An 18709-nucleotide genomic window follows, 5' to 3' on the forward strand; every position below is an offset into this window, starting at 1 on the left:
GCTCATAGGTTGTACTGTTTGCGTTTTCGGTACAGCGTCGAAGCATCGATGCCGAGGGTTTTGGCGGCTTGATCAAGGGTGTCGCTAGTGGCCAGCACTGCGCCGATATGGGCTTTCTCCAACTCGTCCAGGCTTAACGCCGCACCGATCCGCGGAGCGTTGCTGGTCGCTTGTTCGGCCAAGCCCAGATGGCTGATTTCTACCCGTTCCTGAGGGCAAATGATGCTCGCGCGCTCGACCACATTGCGTAGTTCGCGGATGTTGCCCGGCCAGCGATAGTTGAGCAGTGCTTCGCGCGCTTCATCGCTGAAGCCGCGCGCCGGGCGCGCGTATTCCTTGACGAAGCGGGCCAGAAAGCGATCCGCCAGGGTCAGAATGTCTTCACTGCGCTCACGCAGCGGCGGCAGGTGCAAGGTGATGACATTGAGCCGGTACAGAAGGTCCTCACGAAAACGTCCGTCACGGACCATGTCTTCGAGATTGAGGTTGGTCGCGGCGAGGATGCGCACGTCCGCGCGACGGGTCACCGGGTCGCCGACGCGTTCGTATTCCTTGTCCTGAATAAATCGCAACAGTTTGGGTTGCAAGGTCAGCGGGAAGTCGCCAATTTCGTCGAGGAACAGTGTCCCGCCATCGGCCTGGTTGACCCGTCCGAGGGTGCTTTCGCTGGCCCCGGTAAATGCCCCGCGGCTGTGGCCGAACATCTCGCTTTCCATCAGCTCGGCGCTCAGCGACGGACAGTTGATGGTGACGCAGGATTTCTTCGCGCGTTTGCTCCAGCCATGAATGGCTTGGGACAGCTCGCCTTTACCGGTGCCGGATTCGCCAAGAATCAGAATGTTGGCATCGGTACCGGCGACCTGGCGTGCGGTTTCCAGTACCACTTTCATCGCCGGGCTGTGAGAGTCCAGGCCGTCCCTGGATTTGCGTATTTCCCCTTCGAGCGCTTCCAGGCGCGCCGAGAGCTGGCGCATTTCCAGTTGCTTGGCAGTGGCAAGGCGCAATTGGTCCGGGCTGCAGGGCTTGACCAGGTAATCCGCGGCACCGGCCTGGATCGCATCGACTGCGGTATCCACCGCCGAGTGGGCGGTGACGATCACCACACGCATCCACGGTGCTTGAATGCGCATCTGCGCGAGCACATCGAGGCCATTGTCTTCACCCAACCGCAGGTCGAGGAAACACAGGTCAAACACCTGACGTTGTAATAAGGCGTCGGCTTGGGCTGCGCTGTTGGCAGTGGCTACGGTATAGCCTTCGTCTTCCAGGCAGAAACGGAAGGTGCGCAGGATGGCGGACTCATCATCTACCAGAAGAATACGGCCTTGATGTTCCGTGGCTGATTCCATTTCCCACGCTCCATTAGTGAGTCATCTTATTTAGTCCCGGAAAAATCGGGCAAGTTGCATGGTCGATTCTGATTGATTCCACTAGATGCAGGTTAGCGACCTATTGATTTGTTTATAACATGCTGATTAATAAGGGTTTTATGTAGAAGCCTGATTGCTCCTTGACCCTCCCTTCTGACATCCACCGCTATCTTCCGGCTCCAGGGCTTTTCAATTCCCTCCCTATGGATCGTGCATTACGCACGACCCATAGGGAGTCATCGTGCAAGATGCGTTTGAAAGCACTTTTGTAACGTTTATAACCTACTGATTTGTTTAACTTATTGTGAAATGAAAGCTGGCATGCAGGCTGCAACAGTTTGAATAGCCAAAGGCGCTATTGAAGGGCGCCTTCTTCCGAATGACCACCCGTATGGGAGGAGCTTGAGGATGAATCGCCAACGTCTCGCCCAAATGCATATTTCACTACTGCATATACAGCAAGGACTGTTTGCAAGTTTGGCACTGCTTGTCATGCTCATTGGTGGTCAGCAGTTTCAGCGTTGGGGTCAGAGCCAGCAGGAAATGGCGCTGCGTTTGCCACCTCATTACACAAACCAAATGCATTTCAGCGCGCTCAGCAGCCAGTTTGCTGACTCTGCCCCAGTGCACCTGATGGGTGTTGACCAGGCACAGGCAGTAGTTGAATCCATCCCTCAGGAGCGTTGGGTGTTTTAGGCATAAGACCGGCGTGGGGGAAGCTGCACCAGGAATCGCGATACAAGCAACACTCCATTAGACGCGTAAGGAGAATTGTTATGTTGAGCTGGGCAATCACATTCTTGATCATTGCCATTGTGGCTGCGGTGTTGGGCTTCGGTGGCATCGCGGGCACCGCCACGGGTATCGCCAAAATTCTCTTTGTCGTGTTCCTGGTGATGTTTATTGCGTCTTTCTTCTTTGGCCGTCGCGACCGAGGTTGAATACGAGCGTTTTGTTAAAGACACCGAGTTCTGCTCTGGAAAGAGGCCCTGGCTTCTTTCTATTTGCGCCACCCGATGAAGGCAGGCGTATGACCAAGGGGTCGGGACGTTCTGATTGATGTGGAATCGGAGTGACCTAGGGGTACAAGGGGTGCCTCCGTAAGGGCCGGGTCAGGAAAAGCTGCGCCGCAAGTTCACGAGTCGTTGAGGATTTCGCGGACCTGCGGCGCGCTTGAACACGCAAAGGCTTGTTCTAGAGCGATCCGCTGGATCCTCATGCGCTTATCCCCTGAAATGTCCTTTCTGCGTTTTTCTCAACCGGTTTACGGTGCTTTATCGCGACCGTATATCGAGAAACTCGTCTTTTATTCGGGCTCTGTTTTCGCTCCTAGGCGTAGGAAATTTCCCGGATTTCGTCGTTATTCATGCCGCCAATAAATCCCGCATATCGCCTGTAATGGCCGTCTCATGGCGCTTATGACTTCTTTAGTGTCGTATTCGAACCGGTTAGGACGATGGGTTTGTTCAAAAAAGCTCATGCCGATTCGGCATAGGGTAGGCGTTTACAGCATTAGACGCGCCTCTCTTGCATCGGAATAGTTGCGCCTTTTTCCGCCAGCCAGAGAGCCGTAAATGCTCGCTCGCGGTGATTTTTTACGGGGGCAGATGCACAGACTTTTCCGCACTTGAGCGTTCCAGTTCGCGCATCTTCCCGAGTCCACTTATAAGAAAGGGTAATGATATGAAGAAGGCAAAGCTTAGCCTCGCCTGGCAGATCCTCATCGGTCTGGTTTTGGGGATTGCAATTGGGGCGCTGCTCAACCATTTCAGTGCCGAAAAAGCCTGGTGGATCAGCAACGTCCTGCAACCGGCGGGCGATATCTTTATCCGGCTGATCAAAATGATCGTGATTCCGATCGTGATCTCCTCGCTGGTCGTCGGTATTGCCGGCGTGGGTGATGCGAAGAAGCTCGGGCGCATCGGTCTCAAGACCATCCTTTACTTTGAAATTGTCACCACCATCGCCATTCTGGTGGGGTTGGTGCTGGCCAACCTGTTTCACCCAGGCTCGGGCATCGACATGAGCACCCTGGGTACTGTGGATATCTCCAAGTACCAGGCGACCGCAGCCGAGGTTCAGCATCAACACGCGTTCATCGAAACCATCCTCAACCTGATTCCATCGAACATTTTTGCCGCCATGGCGCGTGGCGAGATGCTGCCGATCATCTTCTTCTCCGTACTGTTCGGTCTCGGTCTGTCGAGCCTGCAATCGGATCTGCGCGAACCGCTGGTGAAGATGTTCCAGGGCGTGTCGGAAAGCATGTTCAAAGTCACCCACATGATCATGAGCTACGCCCCGATTGGCGTTTTCGCACTGATCGCGGTGACTGTTGCCAACTTCGGTTTCGCTTCCCTGCTGCCGCTGGCCAAGCTGGTGATCCTGGTCTACGTGGCAATCGCCTTTTTCGCCTTCGTGGTACTGGGCCTGGTTGCTCGTCTGTTCGGCTTCTCGGTGATCAAGCTGATGCGCATCTTCAAAGATGAGCTGGTACTCGCCTACTCCACTGCCAGCTCGGAAACCGTGCTGCCGCGAGTGATCGAGAAGATGGAAGCCTACGGCGCGCCGAAAGCCATTTGCAGCTTCGTAGTGCCGACCGGCTACTCCTTCAACCTTGACGGTTCGACCCTGTATCAAAGCATCGCGGCGATCTTCATCGCGCAGCTGTACGGCATCGATCTGTCCATCAGCCAGCAATTGCTGCTGGTGCTGACCCTGATGGTTACCTCCAAAGGTATCGCCGGTGTGCCGGGTGTGTCCTTCGTGGTGCTGCTGGCGACTCTGGGCAGTGTCGGCATTCCATTGGAAGGTCTGGCGTTCATCGCGGGTGTCGACCGCATCATGGATATGGCCCGTACTGCGCTGAACGTGATCGGCAACGCCCTCGCTGTATTGGTCATCTCCCGTTGGGAAGGCATGTACGACGACGCCAAGGGCGAGCGCTACTGGAACTCCCTGCCGCACTGGCGCAGCAAAGAGCCGTTGCCCAAGGGTGAAGTCTCCAACAGCTAAGCTCCTTCGAGCCACGCACCTACAACAAACCCCGGGAAACCGGGGTTTGTTGTTTCTGGTATCTGACCGCTATTATTCGCCGCATCTTTTGGGGGATTTAACTGATGCTCAACGGCCTATGGCTTGGCTTCTTCATCGTGGCTGCCGTTTCGGCACTGGCGCAGTGGTTGATTGGCGGTAATGCCGGGATATTCGCGGCGATGGTGGAAAGTATCTTCGCCATGGCCAAGTTGTCGGTGGATGTAATGGTTCTGCTGTTTGGCACCCTGACCCTCTGGCTGGGCTTTCTGCGGATTGCCGAAAAGGCCGGGATCGTCGACTGGCTGGCCAAGGTGCTGGGTCCACTGTTTCTGCGCCTGATGCCGGAAGTACCCGCTGGCCACCCGGCCATTGGTTTGATCACCCTGAACTTCGCCGCCAATGGCCTGGGCCTGGACAATGCGGCCACGCCGATCGGCTTGAAGGCCATGCGCGCCTTGCAGGAGCTCAACCCCAGCACGACCACGGCGAGCAACGCACAGATTCTGTTTCTGGTGCTGAACGCTTCATCGCTGACCCTGCTGCCCGTAACGATCTTCATGTACCGCGCGCAGCAAGGCGCTGCCGATCCAACACTGGTATTCCTGCCGATCTTGCTGGCCACCAGCGCCTCGACCCTGACGGGTTTGCTGTCGGTGGCAATCGTGCAGCGCTTGCGGCTGTGGGACCCGGTGGTGCTGGCTTATCTGATTCCGGGTGCGCTGGTGTTGGGCAGCTTCATGGCGTTGCTGGCGACGCTTTCCTCCACAGCTCTGGCAAGCCTCTCGTCGATTCTCGGTAATCTGACGATGTTCGGGCTGATCATGCTGTTCCTGGTGATTGGCGCGCTGCGCAAGGTCAAGGTTTACGAAGCGTTCGTCGAAGGCGCCAAGGAAGGCTTTGATGTCGCCAAGAACCTGCTGCCATATCTGGTGGCGATGCTCTGTGCGGTAGGCGTATTGCGGGCGTCGGGGGCGCTGGACTTTGGTCTGGACGGGATTCGTCACCTGGTGGCATGGGCCGGCTGGGACACGCGATTCGTCGACGCGTTGCCGACGGCGATGGTCAAACCCTTCTCTGGCAGCGCCGCTCGGGCAATGCTGATCGAAACCATGAAAACTCAGGGTGTGGACAGCTTCCCGGCACGGGCGGCGGCCGTCATTCAGGGCAGCACGGAAACCACCTTCTATGTGCTGGCGGTGTACTTCGGTGCCGTCAACATTCAGCGGGCTCGCCACGCCGTGGGCTGCGCGCTGCTGGCTGAATTTGCCGGTGTAGTGGCGGCAATCGGGGTGTGTTACTGGTTCTTTGGCTGAGCCGGAAAGCGAAAGCACACATGCCCCCGCAGCAGCTGCCGAAGGCTGCTACAAGGGGCTTGTGCCGCTCTTGATAACCAGAGCATGTCTCTGCCCCTGCTCTACTGCCCAGCTAATTACCTGGCCAGTCAGCTTGTCGCTGGCCTGACCGAAACCTGCGACCACCGCCGGGACTTTCGGATCGCTCAGCGGTTGACGCACTTCAAAGCGGCGGCTGGCGATGATCCGTTGATCATTGCCGCGCACCAGTCGTGCATCCAGGCGAACCACCACTTCCACGGCGCCACCCTGATACTCGGTCTGAAACGCCTGCAATTCCCCGCCTAACTCGAAATCAGCCTGCAGATTACTGTCGTCGGTACTGAGCAACTGCACCCGTCCGTCATGTTGAAAGGCGTCGAGCAGGCGGTTGCGTAACAGGATTGGCGCCGGGTCGCTCCAGCGTGAAGCCTTGTAGCTGCTGATCAGATCGCCCTGTGGCACGACGGCAATTTTCGGACTGTTCAAGGTTTCGCTGGCTTGCGGTTTGGCCAGGCGCAATGACCATGGCAGCGCACTGCCGCGAGGCGTCGGTGTGCTGCTCTGCGCCGTGGGTAGCCGATAGACATCGGCCGGTTCCGACTTGGGCAGGATCGAGCAGGCGCCGGTCAGCGCGAAGCTGGTGATCAGTGTGAGGTGGCCGACTACACGGCAGGCGAGCTTCATGGCGTGAACTCCTTGTTCTTGTCGCTGCCCAGCAGGTAACCACTGGGGTTGGCTTCCAGACGGTTGGAGATAGCTCGTAGCGAATTCAGGGTCTCGCGCAGTTCACGCACGGCCGGGGCCAACCCGTTCAATCCCTGCATACCGTTGTTGAGCGAGTCCTGATTGTCTGTCAGCAGTTTGTTGATGGTCGCGCTGCTCTGCTCCAGAGACTGCATGGCCTGTTTGGCACTGCCGAACATCTGCTTGCCCTGATCGTTGAGCAAACCGTTGGCATTGCGCATCAGTGTGGTGGTTTGTTCCAGGGTGGCACTGGCCTGTTTTCCTACAGAAACAAGCTGCTGCATGGTCTGGCGAATGTCTCCACGCTGATCGGCGATGGCTCCGGTAGTTTGCTCCAGATGCTCGAGAGTGCTGCTGATGCGCTCAACGTTATCTGGCGACATCATTTGGTTGGCGTTGTTAAGTAGCAAGTTGACGCTGCTAATCAGGTCATCGCTATTGGTCAGCAGCCGGGCAATCGGCGACGGCGAGGCGACGATCTCCGGCAGATTACCGTCGTGCCCTCTGAGTTCGGGGCTTTGCGGCGTACCACCGCTGAGCTGGATGATTGAGGTTCCGGTGATCCCGGTCAGGGCCAGTTTGGCCTGAGTGTCTTCCTTGATCGGGGTTTCGCCGCTCAGACGGATTCGCGCCAGCACCCGACGCGGGTCTTTCGGGTCCAGTCGCAGCGAGATCACGTCACCAACCTTGATTCCGCTGTACTGCACCGGGCTGCCCTTGGACAAGCCGCTGACCGCCTCATTGAAGACGATCTCGTAATCCTTGAATTCGGTGTCGACACTGGATTTGGCCAGCCACAGACCGAACAGCAAGGCGCCTACCACCACAATCACGGTGAACAGGCCGATTAATACATGATGGGCTCGGGTTTCCATGTCATACCTCGTTGAGCTGTGAAGCTGCTTGGAATGCCGCGCGGCCGCGAGGGCCATGGAAGTATTCGTGAATCCAGGCGTCGTCGGTCTCGGCGACTTTGTCGATGGCGTCCGCCACCAGCACTTTTTTTTGCGCCAGCACCGCGACCCGGTCGGTGATGGTGTACAGCGTGTCGAGGTCGTGGGTGACCAGAAACACGCTCAGGCCCAACGCATCGCGCAGGGTCAGGATCAACTGATCGAAGGCGGCGGCGCCAATCGGGTCGAGACCGGCAGTCGGCTCATCGAGAAACAGGATGTCCGGGTCCAGCGCCAAGGCCCGGGCCAGCGCCGCGCGCTTGATCATGCCGCCGGACAGCGAGGACGGGTATTTTTCCGCGGCCGACAGCGGCAGACCAGCCAGCGCGAGTTTCACCGCTGCCAGGTGTTCGGCGTCGGGACGGCTCAAACCCGCGTGCTCGATCAGCGGCAGCGCAACGTTTTCGGTGACCGTCAGCGAGGAAAATAACGCGCCCTTCTGAAACAGTACACCCAAGCGCCGTTCCACCCGCGAACGCTCGTGTTCTGGGAGGTTCGGCAAATCCTGGCCAAACACCCGCACCGATCCTTCGCTGGGCCGACGTAGACCAATGATGCTGCGCAACAGCACGGACTTGCCACTGCCGGAGCCGCCGACCACGGCGAGAATCTCGCCCTTGTACAAATCCAGGTCGAGATTTTCATGCACGCTCTGGCTGCCGAAGCGATTGCACAGCCCACGGACCTCGATCACCGCCTCGGCGGGCGTACGGGGTAAACGACTCACCAGCCCATCTCCATAAAGAACAACGCGGCCACGGCGTCGAGAACAATCACCACAAAGATCGACTGCACCACACTGGAGGTGGTGTGAGCTCCTACTGATTCGGCACTGCCACTGACCTTGAAACCTTCCAGACAGCCGATCGCTGCGATCAGGAAAGCGAAGATCGGTGCTTTCACCATCCCGACCAGAAAGTGCTGAATCCCGATATCAGATTGCAGCAGTGAGAGAAACATCGCCGGCGAAATACCCAGCGAGAGCGCACAGACCACTCCGCCGCCGACAATGCCCGAGAGCATCGCCAGAAAGGTCAGCATCGGCAGCGCCACGAGCAGCGCCAGAACGCGGGGCAGTACCAGCAGCTCGACGGGATCGAGGCCGAGTGTACGAATCGCGTCGATCTCTTCGTTGGCCTTCATTGAGCCGATTTGCGCGGTGAACGCACTGGCTGTTCGCCCGGCCATCAATATCGCGGTGAGCAACACGCCGAACTCCCGCAGGAAGGAGAACGCGACCAGGTCCACGGTAAAGACGCTTGCACCAAAACTGGCCAGCACTGTGGCACCGAGAAAGGCCACTACCGCACCCACCAGAAAGGTCAGCAAGGCAACGATAGGCGCCGCGTCGAGGCCGGTCTGCTCGATGTGCGCGACCGTCGGAGTGATGCGCCAGTGCTTGGGCCGCAACAGGTTGCGCACCAGCGTTTGGAGGATCAGACCAATAAAGCCCAGCAGTTGCAAGGTGTCCTGCCAGACCGCGTCGACGGCGCGGCCGATTCGGGTCAGCAGTTGGATACCGACGCTCACCTCAGGTTCTTTGACCGGTACACAGAAGTCGGTCAGCGAGCAGTAGACGGTTTGCAGCAGCGCGCGGTCGGCGGAGGACAGGCTGCAATCGGGATGTTCGGTGGATTTGCCAAGCCGCTCGGCGCCCAACAGTTCTACCAGCAGCGACGCTCCGGCGGTGTCGAGCGCGCCGAGGTTATTAAGGTCGATGTGGGTAGTGTCGTCGTACTGGCCGTGAAGATCATCGGTCAGCCGCTTGAGATCGGTGTAATGGGCAAGCGTCCAGTCGCCCGTGACCCGCAGCCGCACAGGGGTGTTCGACGTATCCAGTTGGGCGTTGCCGGCCATCGTGCTACTGCTCATAAGCTCTGTGCTTGTTCGGCTATTACACAGTGCTACGTAATAGCACGATCACGGTTACTTTGCCTCGCCAGGCGTCTCGACGCCTTGGCCTTTGTCGGTCACGTCAAAGCGCAATACGCCGATCATCTGACCGTCTTCGGTCAGCACGCGAACCTGCCAGCGGCCAACCGGATTGTCCGGAAAGTTCTGTTTGTGGGTCCAGGCCCGGTAGCCTTCCTTTCGCCCACCGTGAATATCCAGGGCGATGCGGTCGACCTCTTTACCCTCAAACTGCCAGACGTGGTAAATCCGCTCGTCCAGCCCCCGTGGCGCGTTGATCGCCGTGTAGGCATACAGACCGCTGCTGCGCACCTGGCTGGCGCTGACTTCGTCCAGGTCGTCGCCAGGGGTTCTGCCCTGGAGTTCAGTGCTGATCGCCACCTCGGTCATCCACAGGGTCGCCGGTGGCACCCAGGAGCGCAGCAGCCAACCGGCGCAGCCGATAGCCAATGTTATCCCCAGTAACATCAGCCCTCCGCGCCAGTTGCGGATTGGAAAACTCGACGCCAGGCTCGGGAAAGACAACAGCATGGCGATGCCCAGCGCCAGCATGAAGCTTTGAGTGGTGGTCAGGTGCACAATAATCGGCAACGCCGTCAGCAACGCGGCAAACAACGTCAGGGTGTGCAGTGCCAGAAACAGCCAGCGGCGTGGTGCCAGCCATTTGTAATACAGCGGATCGGTAATCGAAATCAGTGCCGCCGCGCCGAGCAGACTGGTGAATACCAGTTGCCCGCTGTTCCAGGTGGTGGTGATAAAGAAGAACGGCAGGACGAAGAACAGACTTTCCTGATGGATCATCTGCGTCGCATAACGCAGCAAGGGCTGCGGGATCTCGCGCTTGAAGACCTTGGTGAACAGCTGGGTGAGACTGTTTTCCAGCATCAGCCAGACCCAGCTCACCAGCATGATGGTTGCGATCCAGGTCGCCAGGCTTTGCTGGCGATCCACCAGAATGAAGCTGCCGATCCCAGAGATAAAACCGCCGAGCGCTATCACTCCTGGATAGCGCTTCATCAGCTCCAGCATGCGCTGTATGTAAAGAGTCCAGTCAGGCATTCGGCGGTTCGCAGTCTCAAGGGAAAAATCCCCGACAGAATAACGTCTTAGCTGCGTCTAGAGCGGATCTGTTTGCGATAAAACCGCCAGCCGAGCAGTAACGTCATCAACAGAGCGAATATGCCTGCAACCAGCCCGCTCAACGCGTCATAACTGAGCAAGGACTTCTCGATGCGCAAGTAGCCGGGCTGGTTGAGCAACTGGCGCATGGCCTGGTTGGCTTGCTCCAGGCTGACTGCTTGCAGGCGTCTGGCCGGGTCGGCAAAACGCCCATCCTCGTAATCGCCCAGCGCGCTCCAGTAGTAATCGGCCAGAGCGCTATTGCCTTGCACTGCCCACGCCTGACGGGCAACGGCGGCCTGCTGCAGGCGAGCGAAGGTGGTGGGGTCGAGTCCGTCCTTGAGCAGGCGGGCCTTCATGTCATTGAGCACTTGCTCAGCCTGCGGCAGATCATCGCGCTCCAGGTCGGCGTTCAGGCTGAAAAAACCGACGCCACCGAACACTTCGCGTTCGCTCCAGGGGCCGTAGGACAGCCCATGGTCCAGGCGCAGTTGGCGATACAGCTCCCAATCCAGGTAGTCCTTGAGCAGGTCGAAGGTTTCGTCGGGTTGGTTGTCCAGTACTGGCTCGGGGAATAGCCAGTGCAGTTTGGCGCCACCACCGGCCCAGCCCTGGATCAAGCTGCGCTGCGGGGCAGCTTTGGTCTGGATTTCGGGCAGTGGCAAGTGCTCGCTGGGGTCGACCGGATCCAGTTGCCCATAGGTGCGTTCCAGATACGCCGGCAGCAGGCGGTCAAGTTCGCCGACGACGATCAGGGTCATGTTGTTGGGGGCGTACCAGGCTTTGCGCAGTTGCTCCAGTTGTTCGCGGGTCAGGTGGTCGACCTCGGCCCGCTCGGTGCATTTGAGACCGAGTTCCACCGCCAACTGATTGCTGGCCTTATGACCCAGGTCCTGGCGGTCCAGCCAGCGCTGCAGGTGCGAATAATGACCGCCATCTTCACGTTCGACGACTTGTTTGGCGGCAGCGATGGCAGTGTCGTCAATCTCGGTGCGGGTCAGCAGTGCCAGTAACAGATCGAGGACTTTGCGTTGGTTCTTCGCTGGGGCTTCGATGACGAAAGTGGTGTCGGCGTTGCTGGTGTAGGCGTTCCATTCGCCGCCCAGTGCCTGCATGCGTTCTTCCAGCCCGCCCTCACCGCTGGCATCGATGCCGCTGAACAGCAAGTGTTCGAACAGGTGCGGGAGCTCCTTGTTGGCACAGCTGAAATCATCCAGGCCAACGCCGACTACCAGACGAATCGCCACATGGCCGCGTTCGCTGCCGGGTTTGAGCAGCAATTGCAGGCCGTTGGGCAGCAGATAGCCCTCGACCTGGAAACGATCCAGGGCAATAGAATGGGTTGAGCCGAGCAACAGAAAAACGAACAACAGGCAACGCATGACGGGCTTCCTGGCGGGGTAGGAGCTGCCGAAGGCTGCGAACGATCCGCGAAACGGTCGCGCTTTCAGTTTTAACTGACTTCTACCAAAGCCAGACGTTCAAGGCGAATGTGTGATGTCAGCAACATCGTCCACCGCCAGCGCTCCGGTGTCGGTGGTCTCCAGCACCGCATAGGCGCTGCTGCAGAACAGCGAATTCAGACGCTTCATGTCTGCAATCAACTCCAGATGCAGCGAACTGGTCTCGATGCTTTGCACGATCTTGCGTTGCAGACGGCTGACGTGAGCATGGGCCAGACGCCGTTCCAGCGCGCGGAAGCGGCGTTTTTCACGCAGCAGTTGCCGTGCGCTTTCCTTGTCGGCGCTGAGGAATACCGACAGGCCCAGGCGCAAGTTGGCGATCAGTTGGCTGTGCAAGTCCACCAGTTCTTCCAGGCCCACATCGGAGAAGGAGCGGCGTTGCGAGGTCTTCTGCTGTTGAACCTTGCGCAGCATGCGCTCGATCAAATCCCCTGCGAGCTTCAGGTTGATCGCCAGCTCGATGATTTCGGCCCAGCGGCGGCTGTCCTGCTCGCCGAGGTCCTCGCGGGGCATCTGCGCCAGATACAGCTTGATCGCGCTGTAAAGCACCTCAACGTCGTCGCTCAAACGGCGCACTTCCAGGGTGACAGCGGTTTGTTTACCGCGCAGCACATCGAGCATCGCTTCAAGCATGTTGTCGACCAGGTCGCCGATACGCAGGGTTTCCCGCGCTGCGTTGGCCAGCGCCAGGCTCGGTGTGACCAGGGCAGTCGAGTCCAGGTGGCGGGGTCGAGCCAGCCCGTTTGCTTCCGAGCGCTGGGGTAGTAGCCAGCTACAGATCCGTGCCATCGGCCCGACGCTGGGCAACAACAGCAGGCAGCGCACGGAGTTGTAGAGCAGATGAAAACCGATCACCAGCCCTTGAGGTCGGAAGTGCAGAGCGTCCATCCACTTCACCAGCGGAGTGAGTACAGGGATGATCAACAGCAGGCCGATCAGCTTGTACAGCAGGCTACCCAGTGCCACTTGCCGGCCAGCGGCGTTCTGCATGCTGGTACTGAGGAAGGCCAGCACACCACTGCCAATGTTCGCTCCGATCACCAGGCCGATGGCCACTGGCAGGCTGATCACGCCCGCGCTGGCCAAGGTCGCCGTCAGCAGGACCGCCGCAAGGCTGGAGTAGGAGATCATCGCAAATAGCGCGCCGACCAAGGCGTCGAGCAGGATATCGCCGGTCAGGGAGGCAAATACTACCTTCACGCCTTGCGCATGGGTGATGGGCACAGCGGCTTCGACGATCAGTTGCAGGGCGAGGATGATCAACCCCAGACCGATGCCAACCCGCCCCAATTGTCCGACGCGGGTCTGTTTACGCGACAGAAAGAAAATCACCCCAAGAAAAATCAACAGCGGCGACAGCCAGGACAGGTCGAGGGTCAGTACCCGCGCCATTAACGCTGTACCAACGTCGGCGCCCAGCATGGTCGCCAGCGCGGGCGTCAGCGCCATCAAGCCCTGGCTAACGAACGAAGTGACCAGCATGGCCGTGGCGTTGCTGCTCTGGACCATGGCGGTTACCAGAATTCCGGCGACAAAGGCCAGCGGGCGCCTGGACATATTCTGGCTGATCACGTGGCGCAGATTCGAGCCGTAGACCCGCAGGATGCCGGTTCGGACGATGTGCGTGCCCCAAATCAATAAGGTCACGGCGGATAGTAAATTGAGCAGGGTCAGCATGCTGGGGCCCCTGTGGTGAATAGCGCCCCAAAGGGGCAAGTCGACGGTGCCGCGCGACGTCTTACGTTCTGTACTTAAGCTGTAGCTGGCTAAGGTGTTGGGCGCCAGCATCGCATAGCTAAAGAGTCGATTGAAACAAAACTGTCATTAATTCAGCTTCTTTTGTGACAGCGTGCAGGCGCAAAAAAGGGGCTCGAAAGCCCCTTCCTTAACTGCGCGCTCTCAGGTTATTGACCCGGAATGTCCTTGCGTAGTTTCACGGGATCTTGTTGTTTGCGCTTTTTCGCGATGGCAGTACGCATCTTGATGTTGATCGCTTCCACCGCCAGCGAGAACGCCATGGAGAAGTAGACGTAGCCTTTTGGTACATGCACATCGAAGGCCTCGGCAATCAGGACCGTGCCGACCACCAGAAGGAACGACAGCGCGAGCATTTTCAGCGACGGGTGCTTGTCGATGAATTCGCTGATGGTGCCGGAAGCCATCATCATCACCAGTACCGCGACGATAATTGCAGCGATCATGACCGGCACATGGGAAACCATGCCGACTGCGGTGATCACTGAGTCCAGGGAGAAGACGATGTCGATGATCGCGATCTGGATGATGGTGTAAAAGAAATTACCGCCCTTGCCTGTCGGCTCGCCGTCGGTTTCATCTTCGCCCTCCAGCGCGTGGTACATCTCCTGGGAGCTTTTCCAGAGCAGGAACAGGCCACCGAAGAACAGGATCAGGTCGCGACCGGAAATACCCTGGCCGAAGACCACGAACAGATCAGCCGTGAGACGCATGACCCAAGTGATCGACAGTAACAACAGAATCCGCGTGACCATGGCCAGCGCCAATCCGAAAATCCGCGTGCGCGCCTGCATGTGCTTGGGCATGCGGCTGACCAGGATCGAGATCATGATGATGTTGTCGATGCCCAGGACGATTTCCAGGGCGGTCAGCGTAAAGAAGGCAACCCAGATTTCCGGGTTGGTCAGCCATTCCATGTGTATTCCTTTGAGCGAGTGTTAAACCGCGCCGGGCCATGCTTCGAGAATCGAAGTTCAGGCCCGGCGCGGTGAGTCTTGGGCCTATAGAGTGCTGAACAGCGGAAAAATCCCCATCAGCAAAGCAGCGAACATTATGCATAGGCATACCAGCACTGCCCACTTGAGGGTGAAGCGCTGGTGATCACCGAATTCGATTCCGGCCAGCGCCACCAGCAGATAGGTCGACGGCACCAGCGGGCTCAGCAAGTGGACGGGTTGACCGACGATCGAAGCACGAGCCATCTCCACAGCCGTGATCCCGTAGTGGCTGGCGGCTTCGGCGAGAACCGGTAATACGCCGTAATAAAAAGCATCGTTGGACATGAAGAAGGTGAACGGCATGCTCACCAGCGCAGTGATCATGGCGAGGTACGGGCCGAGTGCGTCCGGGATCACCGACAGCAAGCTTTTCGACATCGCGTCGACCATGCCGGTGCCGGACAGTATGCCCGTGAAGATACCCGCGGCAAAAATCAGCCCGACCACTGCCAGTACGCTACCGGCGTGGGCCGCGACGCGGTCCTTCTGTTGCTGCAGGCATGGGTAGTTGACGATCATGGCGATACTGAAGGCGACCATGAACAACACCGGCAATGGCAGCAGACCGGCGACCAGTGTGCACATCAGCGCCAGAGTCAGTGCGCCGTTGAACCAGATCAGTTTCGGACGACGGGCATCCGGGAACTGCGAAACGCTGATTTCGCTGTGGTCGATTTCGTCACCATGCAGGTGCAACTCACCCAGACGCGCACGTTCGCGTTTGCCGTACATGTAGGCAATGACCAGGATCGCCACGACACCGGCGAGCATCGCCGGGATCATTGGAACGAAGATGTCCGACGGGTCGACATGCAGGGCGCTGGCTGCGCGAGCAGTCGGGCCGCCCCACGGCGTCATATTCATCACGCCGCCGGCGAGGATGATCAAACCGGCCATGATCCGCGGGCTCATGCCGATGCGGCTGTAGAGCGGCAGCATGGCGGCCACGCAAATCATATAGGTTGTGGCGCCATCACCGTCCATGGACACGATCAGTGCCAGTACCGCGGTACCGACCGAGACTTTCAGCGGATCGCCCTTGACCAGTTTGAGGATCTTGCGCACCGCCGGGTCGAACAGTCCGGAGTCGATCATCAAGGCAAAATAGAGAATGGCGAACATCAGCATCACCCCGGTCGGGGCTAGTTTGGTGATGCCTTCGAGCATCATCGGGCCGATTTTCGGTGCAAAACCACCGAATAAGGCGAACAGGATCGGAACGATGATCAACGCGATCAGCGCCGACAGGCGCTTGGTCATGATCAGGAACATGAACGTGATGACCATGGCAAAGCCAAGGAAAGTCAGCATAGGAATACTCCAGGCGTAGCGCGGCTAGGGAATGGCGAACCGATTGGGGTCAGCGCAGAACGGAAAGCACGAGGCGTACGGGGGGAGTTGGGGCAAGCAGGCGGGTCGCAGCAAACATCAGAATCACCATTGTTGTTGTTAATTGGGCCGCATGAGGTCGAAACGCTCGCTTTGGCCAACCGGTCTGGTGCCGGCAGTGAGGGCGATCCTAATCGTGGAAGCTTTCAGCCAGCTTTCGCTGATGAAATGACTGACGAGTTGTATGTCGGACGTATCCAGGACTTGTAGCAGCTGCCGCCAGGCTGCGTTCGGCCGCGAAGCGGTCGTAAAATCAGGCACCGCGGTTTTTCAGGTTAACCGTGGAGGCAGGATTTACGACCGCTTCGCGGCCGAACGCAGGCTTCGCCAGTTGTTACAGGGTTAAGGCAGCTCCAGCCCGCCAGCTGCCTTGTGCAACGCCCGCAAATGCTCGCCTACCTGCTTGAGATTGGCCTCATTCGCCGCAATCTCCGCCGCGCGGCCTGGCTCGAGCAAGGCTCGGACTTCTTTATCAAGATCGCCGGTCAAGGCTTGCAGCTGCTTCTGACGCAGGCTGCTCTCCGATTCCAGCCGCTTCCACTCACTGGCCTGAGGCAAGCCATAACCGCTACTGCCTAACAGTTCGGCCGGTCGGCTGAGGAAGCCGCTGTTAGCCAGGATCTGCTGCAAAGTGCCGCTGGCTTTATCCATGCCGCCATTTTTCAGCTCGCGCGCACCGAGGTAACGCTGTTTGACTTCATTCTGAGCCAGCAGTAATTGCTGACGGAAACTCGCCTGCTCCAGCAGCAGCAAGGCAGCACTGGTGCGCAGGTCGGCCTGATCGAACCATTGGCGACGTTCTGTTGCGCTCAGCGATAACCAGTCTTCGACGCTGTTCTGCTTGATCGGCAGATGCTTCTTCAACACCTCGAACATTGTCTGATAGCGGTCACGGAACGAGTCGAAGCGATAGCCCAGACGCAAGGCCTCGCGCGGGTTGTCCAGCACACTGGTGTCCGCCAGACCACGGCCCTTGAGCACTTCCAGCAAACCGTTGGGCATGATGCTGTCCAGGCCGGTCAGCTGTGGGTTGTTGCTGCCGCTGCGTAGCAACTTGAGGCTTTCGACCGCGCAGTTGTTGGACAGGAAGAAATAGTTACCGTCGTAGCTCCAGTGCATCTCGGCCGCATGCTCGACCACGTCTTCGATCTCGCTACGCGACAGGTTGAGAGGCACCGAGGCCAGGCTACGCAGTTCCGTCTTGGTGTATTCGTCGATGACTTGCGCCAGCGGCAACACGAATAGTCGAGACGGATACTTTCCGACCAGACCATCCCAACTCGACAATTGTACGTCGCCAACAAAGGCGCGATAGGACAGCACCAGATGCTGGTCCAGATCCAGTCGGCAGTCTGGCCCACGAGGACGGCCAGGCGCGCAGATCACCAGCCGCAACATGCTATGACCCCAGCGGCTGACCCAGTTCTGGTTGGCTTCGGCCAGTAGATAGTCGACGGCATACACCCGCTCCGGATCGACCTGCCCTAGCGGTTGTTTGGCGAAGTCATTGCCGGCGTTGAGGAACGCGAAAGACTTGGCGCAGGTGTCCCTGGCGGCGGGCGCCCAGCCGAAATGTTCTTTGTAGTAGCGATACAGCGCGGGACGACGACAGGCGTAGCTCGGGTCAAGGAGGAAGTACTCCATGTTGACCGCAACGAACTCTTTCGGATTGCTTGTCTCGTAGATATCCGGGCTGCGGGCGATCTGTCGGTTGTGCTGCTCGCGTTCGCCACGGCGCCCGACGTATTGTGGCCAGCCGGCCAGATCCAGCAGGCGCGGGTCATCACTGAGGGTAAAGCGTCGCGCCGTCTGGCCACGGCATTGGTCCGGGATGCCGATCAGTCCTGAGCTGTTGTTCTGCCGTGTGCAACGCTGGATCAGCGTGCGTTCGGCGTCCGGCCATAAACGCGCGCGATCGTAGATGTGGGTCAGTTCGTGCAACACCGTGGCGAGCATTTCCTGGCGCACGGTGCCGTGGGGGCGATTGGTTTTTTTCGTCGCGGCGGAGCCGTCGGTGAGACCGGCCAGCAGGTTGCGATTGAGCTCAAGTTCGGCCACCAGCGACGCCTCGCCGTAGGCGTTGCCTGGCATGTCGTTGGTCCAGTCAACATCGATGCGGCGGTCCAGTTGTTCGGTAAAACGCGGTGGCAGAGCCTGTACGGCTTCATCGAGCAGTGCCTGGCTGGCGTGTTGCTCAGCAGGGCTCAGACCATCGGTCTTGAGCCGTAATTGCAGGTCGGCCTGGGCCGTGTTGGCCAGCAGCGAAACAACCCCGGCCAGTATCCAGGCGGCGAGCGGCTTCACAGTGCGAGGATGGCTTCGGCGAGTACCTGATCGCTGGCATCGCGGGCTTCAGGTACGCGGGTGCGTAAGGTGTTGAAAGCGGCTTCCAGATGCGCGCCACGGATATCACCATTGCTGGCGACGAAACTGGCCGCATCGTCGTGGGCTTCACGCACGATTTTTGAGTCACGGATGGACGTGGTGGTATCGGAAGTGAAATCGATTGTGCGCCGGGAGGCGCGAACAATCATGTTACTGGTGGCTACCAGGGTGTGCGCCTGGACCGCGTCGGCCAACAGCAGCAGGCCAAGGGTGGCAGCAATCAGCGGGTTGCGCATGGAACGACTCCGAAAA

General features: G+C 58.8%; 16 protein-coding genes. 4 read left to right on the top strand and 12 right to left on the bottom strand.

The window, feature by feature from the left end:
• Positions 1 to 2: 2 nt before the first annotated feature.
• Positions 3 to 1349, bottom strand: a complete 1347-nt coding sequence (gene algB, locus AC07VR_RS04420; protein WP_495010554.1) for a sigma-54-dependent response regulator transcription factor AlgB — start codon at positions 1347 to 1349, stop codon at positions 3 to 5.
• A gap of 429 nt (positions 1350 to 1778) precedes the next feature.
• Here algB and AC07VR_RS04425 point away from each other — a divergent pair, with 429 nt between their 5' ends.
• The 4 genes from AC07VR_RS04425 to AC07VR_RS04440 all read left to right on the top strand — a co-directional run bounded on the left by AC07VR_RS04425 (position 1779) and on the right by AC07VR_RS04440 (position 5719).
• Positions 1779 to 2066: a hypothetical protein gene (locus AC07VR_RS04425; RefSeq protein WP_495010555.1), complete on the top strand. Its 288-nt coding sequence runs from the start codon at positions 1779 to 1781 to the stop codon at positions 2064 to 2066.
• Positions 2067 to 2146: 80 nt separating this feature from the next.
• Positions 2147 to 2311 carry a DUF1328 domain-containing protein gene (locus tag AC07VR_RS04430; protein WP_494991146.1) on the top strand — a complete coding sequence of 55 codons (165 nt, stop codon included), beginning with the start codon at positions 2147 to 2149 and terminating at the stop codon, positions 2309 to 2311.
• Positions 2312 to 3053: 742 nt separating this feature from the next.
• Positions 3054 to 4385, top strand: coding sequence for a glutamate/aspartate:proton symporter GltP (gltP, locus tag AC07VR_RS04435; RefSeq protein ID WP_494991147.1), 1332 nt, complete (start codon positions 3054 to 3056; stop codon positions 4383 to 4385).
• A gap of 104 nt (positions 4386 to 4489) precedes the next feature.
• Positions 4490 to 5719, top strand: a complete 1230-nt coding sequence (locus AC07VR_RS04440; RefSeq protein WP_494991148.1) for a nucleoside recognition domain-containing protein — start codon at positions 4490 to 4492, stop codon at positions 5717 to 5719.
• Positions 5720 to 5767: 48 nt separating this feature from the next.
• Here the strand turns inward: AC07VR_RS04440 and AC07VR_RS04445 are convergent, their stop codons facing one another.
• The 11 genes from AC07VR_RS04445 to AC07VR_RS04495 all read right to left on the bottom strand — a co-directional run bounded on the left by AC07VR_RS04445 (position 5768) and on the right by AC07VR_RS04495 (position 18693).
• Positions 5768 to 6424: an ABC-type transport auxiliary lipoprotein family protein gene (locus tag AC07VR_RS04445; RefSeq protein ID WP_495010556.1), complete on the bottom strand. Its 657-nt coding sequence runs from the start codon at positions 6422 to 6424 to the stop codon at positions 5768 to 5770.
• Positions 6421 to 7359, bottom strand: coding sequence for an MlaD family protein (locus AC07VR_RS04450; RefSeq protein ID WP_494991150.1), 939 nt, complete (start codon positions 7357 to 7359; stop codon positions 6421 to 6423). The genes AC07VR_RS04445 and AC07VR_RS04450 overlap by 4 nt, the downstream gene beginning before the upstream one ends.
• A gap of 1 nt (position 7360) precedes the next feature.
• The gene (locus tag AC07VR_RS04455; protein WP_495010557.1) at positions 7361 to 8164 is read right to left on the bottom strand and encodes an ABC transporter ATP-binding protein; all 804 of its coding nucleotides are present in this window, start codon (positions 8162 to 8164) and stop codon (positions 7361 to 7363) included.
• Positions 8161 to 9309: an ABC transporter permease gene (locus AC07VR_RS04460; RefSeq protein ID WP_494991152.1), complete on the bottom strand. Its 1149-nt coding sequence runs from the start codon at positions 9307 to 9309 to the stop codon at positions 8161 to 8163. Before AC07VR_RS04460 ends, AC07VR_RS04455 begins: the two co-directional genes overlap by 4 nt.
• Positions 9310 to 9363: 54 nt before the next feature.
• Positions 9364 to 10407: a DUF5924 family protein gene (locus AC07VR_RS04465; protein ID WP_495010558.1), complete on the bottom strand. Its 1044-nt coding sequence runs from the start codon at positions 10405 to 10407 to the stop codon at positions 9364 to 9366.
• Positions 10408 to 10454: 47 nt separating this feature from the next.
• Positions 10455 to 11849 (bottom strand): M16 family metallopeptidase, encoded by a 1395-nt coding sequence (locus tag AC07VR_RS04470; protein WP_495010559.1) that lies wholly within the window; start codon positions 11847 to 11849, stop codon positions 10455 to 10457.
• Between the two features lie 99 nt (positions 11850 to 11948).
• Positions 11949 to 13607 (bottom strand): Na/Pi cotransporter family protein, encoded by a 1659-nt coding sequence (locus tag AC07VR_RS04475; RefSeq protein WP_495010560.1) that lies wholly within the window; start codon positions 13605 to 13607, stop codon positions 11949 to 11951.
• A 227-nt stretch (positions 13608 to 13834) separates the two neighbouring features.
• Positions 13835 to 14602, bottom strand: a complete 768-nt coding sequence (locus AC07VR_RS04480) for a TerC family protein (protein WP_494991156.1) — start codon at positions 14600 to 14602, stop codon at positions 13835 to 13837.
• Positions 14603 to 14686: 84 nt separating this feature from the next.
• Positions 14687 to 15994, bottom strand: a complete 1308-nt coding sequence (locus AC07VR_RS04485; protein ID WP_494991157.1) for a CitMHS family transporter — start codon at positions 15992 to 15994, stop codon at positions 14687 to 14689.
• 420 nt (positions 15995 to 16414) lie between these two features.
• The gene (locus AC07VR_RS04490) at positions 16415 to 18376 is read right to left on the bottom strand and encodes a DUF7844 domain-containing protein (protein ID WP_494991158.1); all 1962 of its coding nucleotides are present in this window, start codon (positions 18374 to 18376) and stop codon (positions 16415 to 16417) included.
• Positions 18373 to 18693, bottom strand: a complete 321-nt coding sequence (locus AC07VR_RS04495) for a DUF2388 domain-containing protein (protein ID WP_494991159.1) — start codon at positions 18691 to 18693, stop codon at positions 18373 to 18375. Before AC07VR_RS04495 ends, AC07VR_RS04490 begins: the two co-directional genes overlap by 4 nt.
• Positions 18694 to 18709 lie beyond the last annotated feature (16 nt).

It is taken from the genome of Pseudomonas sp. GW821-FHT02H09 (assembly GCF_059421425.1).

What these genes read in the sequence shown, in the direction of transcription:
- algB (WP_495010554.1), bottom strand. Translation starts at nt 1,349, where the DNA reads ATGGAATCAGCCACGGAACATCAAGGCCGTATTCTTCTGGTAGATGAT.
- AC07VR_RS04425 (WP_495010555.1), top strand. Translation starts at nt 1,779, where the DNA reads ATGAATCGCCAACGTCTCGCCCAAATGCATATTTCACTACTGCATATA.
- AC07VR_RS04430 (WP_494991146.1), top strand. Translation starts at nt 2,147, where the DNA reads ATGTTGAGCTGGGCAATCACATTCTTGATCATTGCCATTGTGGCTGCG.
- gltP (WP_494991147.1), top strand. Translation starts at nt 3,054, where the DNA reads ATGAAGAAGGCAAAGCTTAGCCTCGCCTGGCAGATCCTCATCGGTCTG.
- AC07VR_RS04440 (WP_494991148.1), top strand. Translation starts at nt 4,490, where the DNA reads ATGCTCAACGGCCTATGGCTTGGCTTCTTCATCGTGGCTGCCGTTTCG.
- AC07VR_RS04445 (WP_495010556.1), bottom strand. Translation starts at nt 6,424, where the DNA reads ATGAAGCTCGCCTGCCGTGTAGTCGGCCACCTCACACTGATCACCAGC.
- AC07VR_RS04450 (WP_494991150.1), bottom strand. Translation starts at nt 7,359, where the DNA reads ATGGAAACCCGAGCCCATCATGTATTAATCGGCCTGTTCACCGTGATT.
- AC07VR_RS04460 (WP_494991152.1), bottom strand. Translation starts at nt 9,309, where the DNA reads ATGAGCAGTAGCACGATGGCCGGCAACGCCCAACTGGATACGTCGAAC.
- AC07VR_RS04465 (WP_495010558.1), bottom strand. Translation starts at nt 10,407, where the DNA reads ATGCCTGACTGGACTCTTTACATACAGCGCATGCTGGAGCTGATGAAG.
- AC07VR_RS04470 (WP_495010559.1), bottom strand. Translation starts at nt 11,849, where the DNA reads ATGCGTTGCCTGTTGTTCGTTTTTCTGTTGCTCGGCTCAACCCATTCT.
- AC07VR_RS04475 (WP_495010560.1), bottom strand. Translation starts at nt 13,607, where the DNA reads ATGCTGACCCTGCTCAATTTACTATCCGCCGTGACCTTATTGATTTGG.
- AC07VR_RS04480 (WP_494991156.1), bottom strand. Translation starts at nt 14,602, where the DNA reads ATGGAATGGCTGACCAACCCGGAAATCTGGGTTGCCTTCTTTACGCTG.
- AC07VR_RS04485 (WP_494991157.1), bottom strand. Translation starts at nt 15,994, where the DNA reads ATGCTGACTTTCCTTGGCTTTGCCATGGTCATCACGTTCATGTTCCTG.
- AC07VR_RS04495 (WP_494991159.1), bottom strand. Translation starts at nt 18,693, where the DNA reads ATGCGCAACCCGCTGATTGCTGCCACCCTTGGCCTGCTGCTGTTGGCC.